General features: G+C 66.1%; 12 protein-coding genes. 6 read left to right on the top strand and 6 right to left on the bottom strand.

Annotated elements, in window-relative coordinates:
• Positions 1-19 precede the first annotated feature (19 nt).
• Positions 20-2356, bottom strand: coding sequence for a Tex family protein (locus I6F21_RS21740; protein WP_225142141.1), 2337 nt, complete (start codon positions 2354-2356; stop codon positions 20-22).
• Between the two features lie 242 nt (positions 2357-2598).
• On the opposite strand from I6F21_RS21740, the gene I6F21_RS21735 reads away from it, so the two are divergent.
• Both I6F21_RS21735 and I6F21_RS21730 read left to right on the top strand, forming a co-directional pair.
• Positions 2599-3708, top strand: a complete 1110-nt coding sequence (locus I6F21_RS21735; RefSeq protein WP_225142143.1) for a ring-opening amidohydrolase — start codon at positions 2599-2601, stop codon at positions 3706-3708.
• 116 nt (positions 3709-3824) lie between these two features.
• A complete protein-coding gene (locus tag I6F21_RS21730) occupies positions 3825-5297 on the top strand; it encodes an amidase (RefSeq protein WP_225142144.1) in 1473 nt (490 codons plus the stop codon).
• A 232-nt stretch (positions 5298-5529) separates the two neighbouring features.
• Here I6F21_RS21730 and I6F21_RS21725 read toward each other — a convergent pair whose 3' ends face one another.
• Complete coding sequence (locus I6F21_RS21725; RefSeq protein ID WP_036009675.1) at positions 5530-5850, bottom strand: hypothetical protein; 321 nt, start codon at positions 5848-5850, stop codon at positions 5530-5532.
• Positions 5851-5986: 136 nt separating this feature from the next.
• Here I6F21_RS21725 and I6F21_RS21720 point away from each other — a divergent pair, with 136 nt between their 5' ends.
• Both I6F21_RS21720 and I6F21_RS21715 read left to right on the top strand, forming a co-directional pair.
• Complete coding sequence (locus tag I6F21_RS21720; RefSeq protein ID WP_225126717.1) at positions 5987-6895, top strand: PaaI family thioesterase; 909 nt, start codon at positions 5987-5989, stop codon at positions 6893-6895.
• A 68-nt stretch (positions 6896-6963) separates the two neighbouring features.
• Positions 6964-7323, top strand: coding sequence for a hypothetical protein (locus tag I6F21_RS21715; protein ID WP_225113897.1), 360 nt, complete (start codon positions 6964-6966; stop codon positions 7321-7323).
• A 2-nt stretch (positions 7324-7325) separates the two neighbouring features.
• Here the strand turns inward: I6F21_RS21715 and poxB are convergent, their stop codons facing one another.
• The 3 genes from poxB to I6F21_RS21700 form a co-directional block, all read right to left on the bottom strand.
• On the bottom strand, positions 7326-9062 hold the full coding sequence (gene poxB, locus I6F21_RS21710; RefSeq protein ID WP_225142146.1) for a ubiquinone-dependent pyruvate dehydrogenase: 1737 nt from the start codon (positions 9060-9062) through the stop codon (positions 7326-7328).
• Positions 9063-9171: 109 nt separating this feature from the next.
• Complete coding sequence (locus I6F21_RS21705) at positions 9172-9804, bottom strand: 2-dehydro-3-deoxy-6-phosphogalactonate aldolase (protein WP_225142147.1); 633 nt, start codon at positions 9802-9804, stop codon at positions 9172-9174.
• Between the two features lie 15 nt (positions 9805-9819).
• Positions 9820-10734: a 2-dehydro-3-deoxygalactonokinase gene (locus I6F21_RS21700; protein WP_225142148.1), complete on the bottom strand. Its 915-nt coding sequence runs from the start codon at positions 10732-10734 to the stop codon at positions 9820-9822.
• A 217-nt stretch (positions 10735-10951) separates the two neighbouring features.
• Between I6F21_RS21700 and I6F21_RS21695 the strand changes: the two genes are divergently transcribed.
• Positions 10952-12049, top strand: coding sequence for an LLM class flavin-dependent oxidoreductase (locus tag I6F21_RS21695; RefSeq protein ID WP_157284997.1), 1098 nt, complete (start codon positions 10952-10954; stop codon positions 12047-12049).
• A 115-nt stretch (positions 12050-12164) separates the two neighbouring features.
• Positions 12165-12719, top strand: coding sequence for a flavin reductase family protein (locus I6F21_RS21690; protein ID WP_036009648.1), 555 nt, complete (start codon positions 12165-12167; stop codon positions 12717-12719).
• 174 nt (positions 12720-12893) lie between these two features.
• Here I6F21_RS21690 and I6F21_RS21685 read toward each other — a convergent pair whose 3' ends face one another.
• Positions 12894-14747, bottom strand: a complete 1854-nt coding sequence (locus tag I6F21_RS21685) for a sigma-54-dependent Fis family transcriptional regulator (protein WP_225142149.1) — start codon at positions 14745-14747, stop codon at positions 12894-12896.
• Positions 14748-14789: the final 42 nt, after the last annotated feature.

The raw sequence follows: 14789 nt of genomic DNA, 5'->3' as shown, positions 1-14789 counted from the left end.
TAACGGCGCCGCTCAGCCGCTACACCCGCTTGCCGCCGTTCTTCTCCGCCGCGCGGCGCAGCGCTTCGGCGAGCGCGCCGCCGCCAGAAGATTCCTGCTTGCGCGGCGCCGCCGACGTCATGCGGCTTGCGTTGCGCTGATTGTTGTCGCGCTGCATGCCGGGGGCGTCCTTCTTAGGCCCGACCTCGTCGTCGAGGCGAAGCGTCAGCGAGATGCGCTTTCGGGCGACCTCGAAGTCCAGCACCTTCACCTTGACAATGTCGCCGGGCTTCACCACCTCGCGCGGATCCTTGATGTAGGTCCTCGACATCGCCGAGATGTGCACGAGGCCATCCTGGTGCACGCCGATGTCGACGAAGGCGCCGAAGGCGGCGACGTTGGTCACGGTGCCCTCGAGGATCATGCCCTTCTTGAGATCCTTGATCTCCTCGACGCCTTCCTTGAACACCGCCGCCTTGAACGCAGGGCGCGGGTCGCGACCGGGCTTTTCCAACTCGCGAAGGATGTCGGTGACGGTCGGCAGACCGAAGGTCTCGTCGACGAAATCCTTCGGCTTCAGCGTGCGCACGACGTCGCTGTTGCCGATCAGCGCCTTGATGTCGCTCCTGGTCGCTTCGAGAATCCGGCGCACCACGGGATAGGCTTCTGGATGCACGCCGGAGGCATCGAGCGGATCCTCGCCGCCGAGGATACGCAGGAAGCCCGCGCACTGCTCGAACGCCTTCGGCCCGAGCCGCGGCACGTCCTTGAGCGCCTTGCGCGACTTGAACGGACCATTGGCGTCGCGATGCGCCACGATGCTCTGGGCGAGGCCGGAGCCGACACCCGACACGCGCGCCAGCAGCGGCGCGGAGGCGGTGTTGACGTCGACGCCGACCGCGTTCACGCAATCCTCCACCACGGCGTCGAGCGATTTGGCGAGCTTGGCCTGGCCGAGGTCGTGTTGATACTGGCCGACGCCGATCGCCTTCGGCTCGATCTTGACGAGCTCGGCGAGCGGATCCTGCAGGCGCCGCGCGATCGACACCGCGCCGCGCAGGGTGACGTCGAGGCCGGGCAGCTCCTCCGAGGCGAAGGCCGAGGCCGAATAGACGGACGCGCCGGCTTCCGACACCACGATCTTGTTCATCTTCAGCTCAGGCAGACCCTTGACCAGCTCGGTGGCGAGCTTGTCGGTCTCGCGCGAGGCGGTGCCGTTGCCGATCGCGATCAGCTCGACGCGGTGCTTGATTGCGAGCCGGCCGAGCGTCGCCAGCGACTCGTTCCATTGCCGCTGCGGCTCGTGCGGATAGATCGCGGTGGTGTCGACCACCTTGCCGGTGGCATCGACGACGGCGACCTTCACGCCGGTGCGGTAGCCGGGATCGAGCCCCATGGTGACGCGGGTGCCGGCGGGCGCGGCCAGCAGGAGGTCACGCAGGTTCGAGGCGAACACGCGCACGGCCTCGGTCTCGGCCGAATTCCACAGCCGCATGCGCAGATCGATATTGAGATGCACCTGGATCTTGGTGCGCCAGGCCCAGCGCACGGTATCGATCAGCCAGCGGTCGCCGGGACGCTTGAGATCGGCAATGCCGAACCGCTTCATGATCTTCAATTCATAGGCGCTCGGCACGCCCGGCGGCGGCGCCTCGGCCTCGGGCTGAATTTGCAGGTCGAGAATTTCTTCTTTCTCGCCGCGGAACATCGCGAGGATGCGGTGCGAGGGCAGTTTTGTCAGCGGCTCGGAGAAATCGAAATAGTCGGCGAACTTCTCGCCCTCGGTCTTCTTGCCGTCGCGCACCTTGGAGGCCATGCGCGCATTGGTCCACATCTCCTCGCGCAGGGCGCCGATCAGATCGGCGTCCTCGTCGAAGCGCTCGACCAGGATGGCGCGGGCGCCGTCGAGCGCGGCAGCGGCGTCAGCGACGCCCTTCTCGGCGTTGATGAAGCCTTCCGCCACGACCTTCGGATCATTGCCGGGCTCAGCCATAAGCTGGTTGGCGAGCGGCTCAAGGCCGGCTTCCTTGGCGATCTCCGCCTTGGTGCGGCGCTTCGGCTTGAACGGCAGATAGATGTCCTCGAGGCGAGCCTTGCTGTCAGCGGCCATGATCGAGGCCTCGAGGGCCGCATCGAGCTTGCCCTGCTCGCGGACCGATTCGAGAATGGCCTTGCGGCGATCCTCGAGCTCGCGCAGGTAAACCAGGCGCTCCTCCAGAGTTCGCAATTGCGCGTCGTCGAGCGCACCGGTCGCTTCCTTGCGGTAGCGGGCGATGAAGGGAACCGTGGCGCCGCCGTCGAGCAGTGTCACCGCCGCCTCGACCTGCTCGGCGCGAACCCCAAGCTCCTGCGCAATTTTCTGGTTGATGTTTGCCACGCGAGATTCCCTCTAATCCAAGCACGCGGGCGCAGGGGCGAACCACCGGCCGCGGGACGCCGCTTATGGACCAACCAAGGTTGATTCATCAAGGTGCGGTGCGCAACCGTCGACAGAGGATTTTTTGCCCGACCGATGCGATCTCGCCACATTCGTGGGGGCGCGGCGACTTGACATCGGCCCCGCGTTCCGCGCCTGCTTGTTCCCGCCGGGCCAATGAACTCTCCGCACGAGGACCAATCATGCGTACCACATCGGTCGGCGTCTTCAGGATCGCCACCACGGGACCCGGCGACGTCTCCGGCCTGATGGACTTGATCGGCTCCGGCGCGATCGATCCCACCTCGATCCTCGCCGTTCTCGGCAAGACCGAGGGTAACGGCGGCGTCAACGATTTTACCCGGGAATACGCGGTGGCCGCGCTATGTACGGCGCTGGCACCCAAGCTTGGCCTGTCGGCGGAGGCAGTCGAGCAGCGTATCGCCTTCGTGATGTCCGGCGGCACCGAGGGCGTGCTGAGCCCGCACATCACGGTGTTCACGCGCAGCGAGGCCGAGCGCCCGGCAGGCCTTTCCGGCAAGCGCCTCAGCATCGGCATGGCGCACACGCGGGACTTCTTGCCCGAGGAACTCGGCCGCGCCGCGCAAATCGCCGAGACAGCGAAGGCCGTGCAGTCCGCAATGGCCGATGCCGGCATCAACGATCCCGCGGACGTTCATTTCGTTCAGATCAAGTGCCCGCTGCTGACCAGCGAGCGCGCTGCGGCGGCGAACGCCCGCGGCAACACAACGGCAACGACAAGCGCTTACAGCTCAATGGCCTATTCGCGCGGCGCGTCCGCGCTCGGCGTTGCGGTCGCGCTCGGCGAGATCGGCTCCGACCTCGACGATGAGGACGTGCTGCGGCGCTATGATCTGTTCTCCAAGGTGGCCTCGACCTCGTCGGGGATCGAGCTGATGCATAACGTCGTCATCGTGCTCGGCAACTCGGCATCTTCAGCGAGTGAGTTCGAGATCGGCCATGCCGTGATGGAGGATGCGATCGACGCCGCGGCGGTGCTATCGGCGTTGAACAGTGTCGGGCTCGGCGCTGCGCCGCAAACCACCGCGGGCCGCACGCTCGTCAACATCTTCGCCAAGGCTGAGGCCTCGCCGGACGGCACCGTGCGCGGCTTCCGCCACACCATGCTTGAAGACACTGACATCAGCTCGACACGCCACGCCCGCGCAGCGGTCGGCGGCCTGATCGCGGGCCTTGCCGGCACCGGCGCGGTCTACGTGTCCGGCGGCGCCGAGCATCAGGGGCCGGCCGGCGGCGGCCCGGTTGCAGCGATCGCACGACTGTCGGATTGATAGCCGGCAGCCCGACCTCTCCGCCGGGCGCAACCCTGCCCCTCGTGGCGCCTCGGTTGATTCACGCGGGCCGTTGCGAAAAAGGTGACGCCGCGGCCTTAAGGGGATTTGACTTCATGACTTTGCCGATGAGCTGGAATGAATGGGCACAGCACGATGGCGTCGCGCTGGCGGGGCGCGTTCGCAAGGGCGAGTTGACGGCGAAGGAGCTGGCGCGCCAGGCCGCCGCGGGCGTTGCCAAGGTCAATCCAGCGCTGTCCGGCGTGGTCGAGCTGTTCGAGGACGTGATCGCCGATCCCGCCAAGGACGGCGCCAATCTCGCAGGTCCGTTCGCCGGTCTGCCCTTCCTGATGAAGGACCTCGGACCGACCATGAAGGGCCGGCTGCAGGAGATGGGATCGCTGCTGATGCGCGGCAATCGCGCGAGCGCCGATACGTTCCTCACCGGCAAATTCCGTCAGGCGGGGCTCAACCTGATCGGTCGCACCACGACGCCAGAATTCGGCGTGTGCTCGTCGGCCGACAATCCTGCCGTCTACGTCACGCGCAATCCCTGGAATACGGACTACACCACCTGCGGCTCATCGGCAGGCAGCGCGGCGATGGTGGCCGCGGGCGTGGTGCCGATCGCGCATGCGACCGACGGCGGCGGCTCGATCCGCATTCCCGCCGGCGTCAACGGCAATATCGGCCTGAAGGTCTCGCGCGGCGTGTTCTCGCTCGCGCCGCACATGTCGGACCTGACCGGCCTCGTCTCGATCCAGGGCTGCCAGTCGCGCTCGGTGCGCGACACTGCCGCCTTCGTCGATCATGCGCGCGGGCCTGCGCCCGGCGAGTTCATGCCGTTCTGGACCACGGCGCAGCCTTATTGCGAGATGATCAAGCGCGATCCCGGCAAGCTTCGCATCGCGCTGTCGCACACATGGGGCAATTACACCGCGACGCCCGAGCTCGCTGCCGAGCTGGAGAAGGCCGGACGCTTCCTCGAAGGCCTCGGCCATCACGTCGACTATGCGCTGCCGGAGATCGACCTCCCGGCCGCCTTCGAGGCGCAGACCACCTGCTACATCTCGAACTTCGCGGTGGTGATCTCCAACATGCTCGCTGCGCGCGGACTGGAAAAGCCGCCGGAGGATCTGATCGAGCCGATGAACATCCGCATCTGGGAAGCCGGGCGCCACACCAGCTTTGCCGAGCGGGCGAAGATGCAGGCCGTGTTCAACACGACCTCGCGCGGCTTCGGCAGCTTCTTCGAGCAATGGGACGTGATCCTGACGCCGATCACGGCGCTGCCGACGCCGAAGGTCGGCACCAGGGAATATCTCACCATCTCGGACAATCCTGATGTGCGCGACTGGTTCGACAATCTGTGGCGCTTCTTCACCTTCACGCCGCTCGCCAATCTCTGCGGCATGCCGGCGATTTCGATGCCGATGGCAAGCCAGGACCACGGCCTGCCGCTCGGCATCCAGGCGATCGCCAAGCAGGCCAATGACGGCCTATTGCTGCAGCTCGCCGCCCAGATCGAGCGCGCGCTCGACGGCAAGTGGAACGGCGGCAAGAAACCGAAGGTGCATGTAGGCTACTAGAGCGTGATGAGATCAGTTCGATCGCTACGGCGGAGGTGCACTCCCTCTCCCGCTTGCGGGAGAGGGCTGGGGAGAGGGTGTTTCCGCGATGGGACAATCCCCTAGAGGAGAAAGCCCTCACCCGCGCCTTCGGCGCGACCTCTCCCGCAAGCGGGAGAGGTTGCAGCGAGCCCGTGGCATGGATCTCGCTTTAGCAAGTGTGCGATCGCATCGATACGCGATCGCAACAGCCTCAGTTCTTGACCGCCGGTATCTCCTCCGCCACCGGCTGCTTCTGACCCTGCTGATACATCGCGAGCGCCTTTTCGAGGGCTTCGCGCAGTGCCAGTGCTGCGGCGACACTGCAACGCAGATGCGCGGTCTGGACCACGTCGACCCTGACGGCAGCGCCGACCGGCATCAACAGGTTTGCGGCAAGCTCGATCTGGATCGCGCCGTTGTGGTGACCGAAGCAGGATGCGCCGTCGAAATAGATGATCGGCGCCCGCTCGGCGCTGGAGGTGGAAATGGTGACGGGCCCCTGGGCGGTCGAGGGCGTTTCGGGGTCGGCCATGGGCGCTCCTTGCAGTTCATCGACGAACGAAGCGCCCAACATCGACGCTTCGGCGCGCCCTGTCGAGACCAAACCGTCCCATGCGGGGCTCATTCGGGATTTTGCGCGAGGCCCGACACTGGTCTAGAAGGTCCCCATGAGCACCACGCCGACCACGCTTGCCTTCGAGGAACTCGCCGAGGCCATCAAGGGCCGCCGCTCCGATTACGGCCATATCAGCGGGCTCCAGCTCGACCGGTTCGCACCTGGCGAGGCTTGGTCCAGCCTGCCCTATCGACCGGTCTTCGTCGGCGACACCGCGACCGGCGTGCTGCATGGCGGCGTCGTCACCGCGATGCTGGACGAGAGCTGCGGCATGGCGGTGCAACTTGCGCTCGACGGCACCCGCGCGATCGCGACCCTGGATCTGCGCATCGACTACCAGAAGCCGGCAACGCCCGGCCTCGACATCAAAGCGCATTCGGTCTGCTACCGCACCACGCGCTCGATCGCCTTCGTGCGCTCCACCGCCTATCAGGAGTCCGAGGACGATCCGGTCGCGACCGCGACCGCCTGCTTCATGATCGGCGCCAACCGCACCAACATGCTCGCCGACCGCCGGATGGATGCGCGCAGCATCCCGACGCTGGAGGCGCCGGAGGATCCGGACGGGCCCTTTGCGCGCAGCCCGTTCGCGCGCGCGCTCGGCATCCGCGTCAACGATGACGGCACGCTGACGATGCCGTTCTCGCCGCAGATCATCGGCAATCCGATCCTGCCGGCGATCCATGGCGGCATGACGGGCGCCTTCCTCGAGACCACCGCCATCATCGGCGTGGCGCGGGAGCTCGGCGCTAGCGCACCGCCCAAGCCGATCGGCCTCACCGTCAACTACTTGCGCTCCGGACGCGCGCTCGACACGTTTGCCGACGTCTCGATCGTGAAGCAGGGCCGACGTATCGTCGCCTTCGAGGCGCGGGCCTGGCAGGACGATGCGACGAGGCCGATCGCCACCGCTTTCGGTCACTTCATGCTGCGCCCGACGCCTGGAAGTGACGAGGAATAAGCCCATTTTGACTTGACGGCCGCAGCTCCGGCCCCAACGATAGCGCGCCTTTCGCCAGAGGAATTGGATTGCGGCATCCGCTCGACATCGTTGCCATGTTCGCCGCACTCTGGCTGCTGGCATCGATGGTGCTCGACACGCTGACGCCGAAGGAGCTGACCGCGATCATGATCGGCATCGCGATCGGCCCGGCCATCGTCATCACCGCCGTGTTCTATTACCTGCGGTGCCCGCGAACGGATTTTGCGGTGATGTTCGCAGCGCTGTGGCTGATCTCCGATATCGCCATCGCCCTCATCTCGCCGAAGCAGCTGCCGCATTTCCTGATCGCGCTCGGCTTCGTGCCGGCGATGCTGATCGGCGTCGTGCTGCACTGGCAGACGTTCACCTCTCCTCGGCGGGGAGAGGTGAACCACCGCGCCGGCTGATATCACCGCGGCAACAGGTTCGTCTTCGCGAGGTCGAGCACCTCGTCACCGCGGCCGTTCATCACCGCGCGGAGCACCCAGAGGCTGAAGCCCTTGATCTGCTCGGCCGTGATGGTCGGCGGCATCGACAGCTCCTGCTTGGCGGTGACGACGTCGAGCAGCGCCGGCCCATTGTGCGCCAGCATCTCTTTCATCGCGCCCGGAAGCTCGCCGGGATCCTCGACGCGCTTGGCAAAGATGCCCATCGCGCGCGCCATCGCGGCGAAATCCGGGTTCTCCAGGTCGACATTTGTGTCGACGAAGCCCGCCGCCTTCATCTCCAGCGCGACGAAGCCGAGCACGCCGTTGTTGAAGACGACCACCTTCACCGGCAGCTTCTCCTGCGTCAGCGTGATCAGGTCGCCCATCAGCATGGTGAAGCCGCCGTCGCCGGAGAGCGAGATGACCTGGCGCCCGGGCTGCGCAGCCTGCGCCCCGATCGCCTGCGGCATGGCATTGGCCATCGAGCCGTGCACGAAGGAGCCGATCAGCCGGCGGCGGCCGTTCATGTCGAGATAGCGCGCCGCCCACACCGTCGGGGTGCCGACATCGGCGGTGAAGACGGCATCGTCGGAGGCATGGTCGCTGATGACCTTGGCGAGATATTGCGGATGGATCGGCTTGGCTCCGGGCGTGCCCTTGGCTAGCGAATCGAGGCCCTCGCGGGCCCTCTTGTAATGCGCGACGGCGTCGTCGAGATGCTTGCGCTGCGTCTTCGTCTTGAGCAGCGGCAGCAGCGCCTCGATGGTGAGCTTGACGTCGCCGACGAGACCGAGATCGATCCTGCAGCGCCGCCCCAGATTCTCCGGGCGGATATCGATCTGCGCGACCTTCGCATCATCAGGGAAGAACTGCTTGTAGGGGAAGTCGGTGCCGAGCATCACCAGTGCATCGCAGGCGTGCATCGCGGCGTAGCCCGAGGAGAAGCCGATGAAGCCGGTCATGCCGACGTCATAGGGGTTGTCGTATTCGACATGCTCCTTGCCGCCGAGCGCGTGCACGATCGGGCTCTTCAGCGCTTCAGCGAGTTGCATCAAAGGCGCATGCGCGCCGGCGCAGCCGCGGCCGCAGAACAGCGTGATGCGCTCGGCGCCGTTGAGGAGATCCGCGAGCGCCTGCAGCTCATCCGCTTGCGGCACGACCTTCGGCGGAGCCAGTGCAAGGCCACGCGTCGTCGACAGCGCGCGCTTCGGAGGACTCCGGAACGCGACATCGCCGGGCATCGCGACGACGGCAACGCCGCGCAAGCCGACCGCCGCGCGAATTGCATTCTCCAGCACGAAAGGCAGCTGGCTCGGGTCCGACACCAGCTCGCAATAATGGCTGCATTCGCGGAACAGGTTTTGCGGATGCGTCTCCTGGAAATAGCCGCCGCCGATCTCGGCGGTCGGGATCTGCGCCGCGATCGCCAGCACGGGAACGCGGCTGCGATGCGCGTCGAACAGGCCGTTGATCAGATGCAGATTGCCGGGGCCGCAGGAGCCCGCGCAGACCGCGAGGCTCCCGGTCATCTCGGCTTCGCCGGCCGCCGCGAAGGCCGCGACCTCCTCGTGCCGGACATGAATCCATTCGATCGTGCCGCGGCGGCGCAGCGCCTCGGTGAGCGCGTTCAGGCTGTCGCCGACGATGCCGTAGATGCGCTTGACCCCGGCCTGTTCGAGCGTTGCCACGAACAGATCGGCCACGTTGTTGATCGCCATGTCGGTCTCCTGATTCAGCCAGTCGCATAACACGATGCGCGCATGTCGGCATCGCGCCACCATATGGCAGAATAGACCAAGTCAGGATTACGGCTAGTTTATTGTCGGCTCAATCTTTCTCAATTGCCCGATCGTAAGCGGCAATTGTCACCTCTGCGCGGGCTGCGACATCTGTTGCCGTCATGCCTGGCTTGTAGAGGCTGGAGCCGAGCCCGAAGGCGGTCACCCCGCCCTTGATGTACTCGACAAAATTCTGGTCGGAGACGCCGCCGACGGCGGCGATCATCACGCCTGCCGGCAGCACGGCACGGATCGCGGCGATGCCGGCAGCGCCGAGCACGCTCGCCGGAAAGAATTTCAGGCCCGACGCGCCCGCGCGCGCCGCCAGCAGCGCCTCGGTCGGCGAGAACACGCCGGGCATGGTCACCATGCGATGCTGATGCGCGCGCGCCAGCACTTCGGTGTCGACATTGGGCGACACCATCAGCCTGCCGCCGACATCGTTGAGACGATCGACATCTGCCGTCGTCAGCACCGTGCCGGCGCCGATCAACACGCCTGATGGCGCGAGCTTCACGGCAAGCGCGATCGAGCGGAACGGATCGGGTGAATTCAGGGGGATCTCGATCGCGGTCATGCCGGCCTCGACCAAGACGCCGACGATCGCTTCGGTCTCCTCAGGCTTGATGCCGCGCAGGATCGCGACCAGCGGCCGCTGCATCGGCGGAAAGGGAACGCTCATCTCTCGCAGTCCTTTCTACTTCGTCCAGATCGCGGCTGCCGCCATCGACAGGCCGCGGCGGACGGCTTCATCCGCATCGACCGGATTTGCGGTTACCGAGAGCGCCTCGAATGCCAGCCGATACAGCACCGCAAGCCGCCCCGCGGCAATCAGCTGGACGCCCGCTTGCGGCACCGTGCCGGAGAGGCCCGCCGCCAGCTCGACGCCGACCAACGTGCCCGACAGCGTCTCGCGCGCCGCGGCCGGCGTGCCGCCGAACAGAAGCTGGCGCGACCGCGCGGTGAACAGCAGGTTGGCGGCGAAGGCCGGGGCGGCGAATGCGGCCTTCACGGCCGCCTTGAAGCTCGCGATGTCTTCGGCGTCATCAGCACCGGCGACTGCGAGCGACAGGATCGTCTCGCGCGAGACAGCGCTGAACAGCTCGCCGGTCATGAAGGTGGAAAAGCGCTCGACCGTGCCGTCCTTCACCCGAACCCATTTCGAATGCGTGCCGGGCATGCAGACCAGCGCCTCGCCCGCGGCATCGAGGCCGAGCGCGCCGAGCAACTGCGTCTCCTCGCCGCGCATGACGTCCGGCGCCTTGGCATCGCGCTGGGCGATACCCGGCAGGATGCGGATGTCGCACGCTTCGCCAGGGACACGCACGGCCTGTTGCAGGACGGCGGAGAGCCGTGCCGGCGTGTCGACATAGCCGGCCTCGACCCAGCCGGTCTTGGCACCGGCCATGCCGCAGACCAGAACCGGCAGATGCGCGGGCGCTTCGACCGCGGCCAGATGCGCTTGCAGCACCGCGGGAAAGCCGGTCTTCGCCGCCGCCAGCATGCCTTCGCCGCTGCGGCGCTCGGCCAGCACCTGACCGGCGCGATCGACCAGCCAGAGCCGGAAGCTGCTGGTGCCCCAGTCCACCGCGACATAGGCGGGTTCGGTCATTTCAAGTCTCGTCCTCGTCTCATGGCCAAGACGCCGTCTCGCGACATATGAGACGATGTCCGGCAGGCTCCCGTCGAGATACCGGCTATTGCGCGGGCAAACCAGCCTTTTCTCTTGAATTTGAGGCTTCGCCGCGCTGGCACACCGCTTGCTGACACTTCGTCACTCAACTCCGTCAACGCGCGACAAGACGCGTCAACATCAGATGAGGAAACCCATGGAGATCGGCTATTTCACGATGCCCTCGCATCCGCCGGAGTGCGGCCTCAAGGAAGGCAACGACTGGGACCTGCAGGTCATGCGCTGGCTCGACGAGCTTGGCTACCAGGAGGCCTGGGTCGGCGAGCACCACACCGCGCCTTGGGAACCCAATCCCACGCCGGACCTCTTGATCGCGCAGGCCTTGATGCAAACCAAGAAGCTTCGCATCGGACCGGGCGGCTTCCTGTTGCCCTATCACCACCCGGCCGAGCTCGCCAACCGCGTCGCGATGCTCGACCATCTCTCCGAAGGCCGGCTCAATTTCGGCGTGGCGGCGAGCGGGCTACCGAGCGACTGGGCGATGTTCAACGTCGACGGCATGAGCGGGCAGAACCGCGACATGACACGCGAGGCGCTGGAGATCATCCTGAAGCTGTGGACCGAGCCTGCACCCTTCACCCACAAGGGGAAGTACTGGACGGTGACCAAGCCGGACACGATGTTCGACTTCCTCAAGCCTCATATCAAGCCGCTGCAGGCGCCGCATCCGCCGATCGGCGTTGCTGGCCTTTCCAAGAACTCGGACACGCTGAAGCTCGCCGGCGAGCGCGGCTTCATCCCGATGAGCCTCAACCTCAACCCGGCCTATGTCTCGAGCCATTGGGACTCGGTCGAGATCGGGGCGGCCAAGACCGGCCGCAAGCCAAACCGCCAGGACTGGCGCCTGGTGCGCGAGGTATTCGTCGCCGACACCGACGAAGAGGCCTGGAAGCTCTCGACCGGCGACATGATGGGCCGAATGATGAGCGAGTACTTCCTGCCGTTGCTCGGGCATTTCGGCTTCAAGGACTATCTGAAGCACGCGCCCGATGTGCCAGACAGCGACGTCACGGTCGAATATTGCGCCAAGCGGAACTGGATCGTCGGCTCGCCCGCGACGGTCGCCGAGAAGATCGAGAAGATCTACGACGAGGTCGGCGGCTTCGGCGTGCTACTCGTGTTCGGCTTCGACTACAAGCACAAGGCCGAGGCCTGGCACCACTCGCTCTCGCTGCTGAAGAACGAGGTGATGCCGCGCCTTGCGCATCTCGGCTCCGCGAAGAAGGCGGCTTGACGCAAGCATGATCCGGAAAAGTGCATAGCGGTTTTCCGAAGAGATCATGCTAGACTCTTGGCGCCGGGTGCGGCGCGATCGTGCCGCACCCGCTTCTATTCTGGGAGATTTCCGCGTGACGGTGGACGCGAAGGACTTCAAGCAGGCGATGCGCCAATGTGCCGGCGCGGTAGCGCTGGTCACGGTGGGCGCCGAGCACGGCAGGCGCACGGGGCTGACGGTGACCTCGGCCTGCTCGTTGTCGGACAAGCCGCCCTCGCTGATCGTCTGCGTCAACCGCAACGCCAGCGCCCATGCCCGCATCCGGGAGGAAGGTGCTTTCGCCATCAACTTCTTGCATGAGGATCACGCGCTGCTCGCCCTCACCTTCAGCGGCCAGAAGGGCGTCGACGGCGACGATCGCTTCGCCTTCGGGCAATGGACGCGTGGCGTGACCGGCGCACCGGTGCTGGCGGACGCGGTGGCCGCGTTCGACTGCGTGCTGGCGCAGGAGTTCGAGACAACGACGCATTCGATCTTCGTCGGCGAGGTCCGCAGCGCCTCGCATTCCGCTGCCGTCACGCCGCTCGTGTACTTGCGCAGCAATTTCCACACGCCACGAGAACTCCGCGAGAACGTGACGATCGGCGATCTCGACGCACGACATCTGAGCTGGACGGATTTTTCGTAGGACGAGTGCTCGCTTTCTTCCTTCTCCCCTTGTGGGAGAAGGTGGCGCCAAGCGCCGGATGAGGGGTATCTCTCTGCAAACTCACCAGAGTCATACGCGGAGAGAGACCCCTCACCCGTCTCGCCGCGGCGCGGCGAGCCACCCTCTCCCACAAGGGGAGAGGGGAAGAAAGAGCTACTGCGTCGTCTCGATCTTCAGCTGCTTGATCTTGCGATAGAGCGTCGCGCGGCTGAGCTTCAGTGCGCGCGCGGCTTCCGTCACGCGGCCATCATGCTTACGTAGCGCCGCGACAATCGTCGCACGCTCGGCTGCTTCGAGATCAGGCTCCGTCGGTCCGCCAAACGGCGGCAGATCGAGATCGGCATCGGTGATGACGCCATCTTCCGCCGTGCAGCCGGCGAGCCGCAGCACGTGGCGGAGCTGGCGCATGTTGCCGGGGAACGGGTAGGCCGCGAGCTGCGACCATGCCTCCTCCGAGAGCCGGCAGCTCGGCGCCTCCTCCCGCGCGATCTGGCGGATAATGTCGTCGCGGTCGGCGCGCTCGCGCAAGGCGGGCAGGCGCACTTCGATGCCGCGCAGGCGAAAATAGAGGTCGGCGCGGAAGGCCCCCGCTTCCGCCATGCGGCCGAGATCGCGATGCGTGGCGCTGATCAGGCGAATATCGACGGTGACGGGCTTGAGCGCGCCGAGCGGCCAGACCTCGCGGTTTTCCAGAACGCGCAACAGGCGCGTCTGCAAGCCGATCGGCATGTCGCCGATCTCGTCGAGGAACAGCGTACCGCCGTCGGCCTGCACGATCAGGCCCTTCGAACCCTCGCGCCGCGCGCCGGTGAAGGCGCCCGCCTCGTAGCCGAACAGCTCGGCGTCGATCAGGCTTTCCGGCATCGCCGCGCAATTGAGCGCGACATAATTGTTGCGCGCGCGGTTGCTCGCACCGTGAATAGCCCGCGCGAACACGTCCTTGCCGACGCCGGTCTCGCCATGCAGCAGCACCGGCAGATTGTGATCGCCGATGCTCCGCAGCCGTTTGACGCTTCGGATCAGGCCGGGGTCGCGGCCGGCGAGCCGGTGCAACGCATCAAAGCGATCGACTTGCGCATCGCGGCGCGGCGCATGCGATCTCGCACGCAGGGGCGGAGCAACATGCCCCTGCCCCAACGGACGGCCGTCGCCATGGCGCAGCTCGACGATCTCGCCGCTGCCACGCGCAGCGTGATGGTCGAACTTGAGATAGCGCGACAGGTCGATGCCGGAGGCGATCATGCCGTCGGTGAGGCCGAGCAGCGCACGCACCGAGCGGCAGGCCCCGACGATACGGCGGTCGTCATCATAGGCGACGAGGCCGCTGCCGCCGTCACCGGGCACGGTGGCGATCCAGGCATTGCGGAAATGCCCGCGGAAGATCGCACCCTCCATCCGCCGCGTCGCCTCCATCGTCACCGCGAGTGCAAGCTGATGCGCGGCGCGCTCCAGATCCTCACGGCAGGAGGTGATGTTGACGGCACCGGCGAGCCGGCCGACCGGATCGAACAGCGGCGCCACCGCGCAGGAGAACATGTGCCATTGCGCCCGAAAATGCTCGTCGCGATGCACCAGGATCGGCTTCTGCTCGGCCAGCGCGGTGCCGAGCCCATTGGTGCCCTCGCAAGCCTCGGCGAAGTTCGAGCCGGTGTAGATCTTCCAATCCAGAAACATCCTTGCATCGGCTTCGCCCGGCAGACGGCTGAACAGCATGGTCGCGTTGACATCGGCGAGATTGACGCAGTAGCCGGCGTCGTGCAGCACACGGGCGAGATCGTCGAGTTCGGGCGTGACGAGCCGGATCGTCTCCTCCATCGGCTCGGCGACATGGCGGATTTCGGCTTCGGTGAGCGTCTGCGGTGGGCCCTGGCGGGCGGGATCGAGCTTGTGGTTGACGAGGCAGCGCCGCCAGGAACTCGCAATCCGCGAGGAGGCATCGACGTCGGCCACATGATTGGCGACGGACAAGACACGGGCGACATGGTTCGAGGCCGAGAGGCTGGCCATCGCGGACGTCTCCACCCTGTATTATTGTGCAAAGTCTGGCAG

It is taken from the genome of Bradyrhizobium sp. NBAIM03 (genome assembly GCF_020194055.1).
GTDB classification, from domain to species: domain Bacteria; phylum Pseudomonadota; class Alphaproteobacteria; order Rhizobiales; family Xanthobacteraceae; genus Bradyrhizobium; species Bradyrhizobium yuanmingense.
Note: the sequence above shows the minus strand (reverse complement) of the source record. Positions and strands in the feature narration are given on the sequence as shown.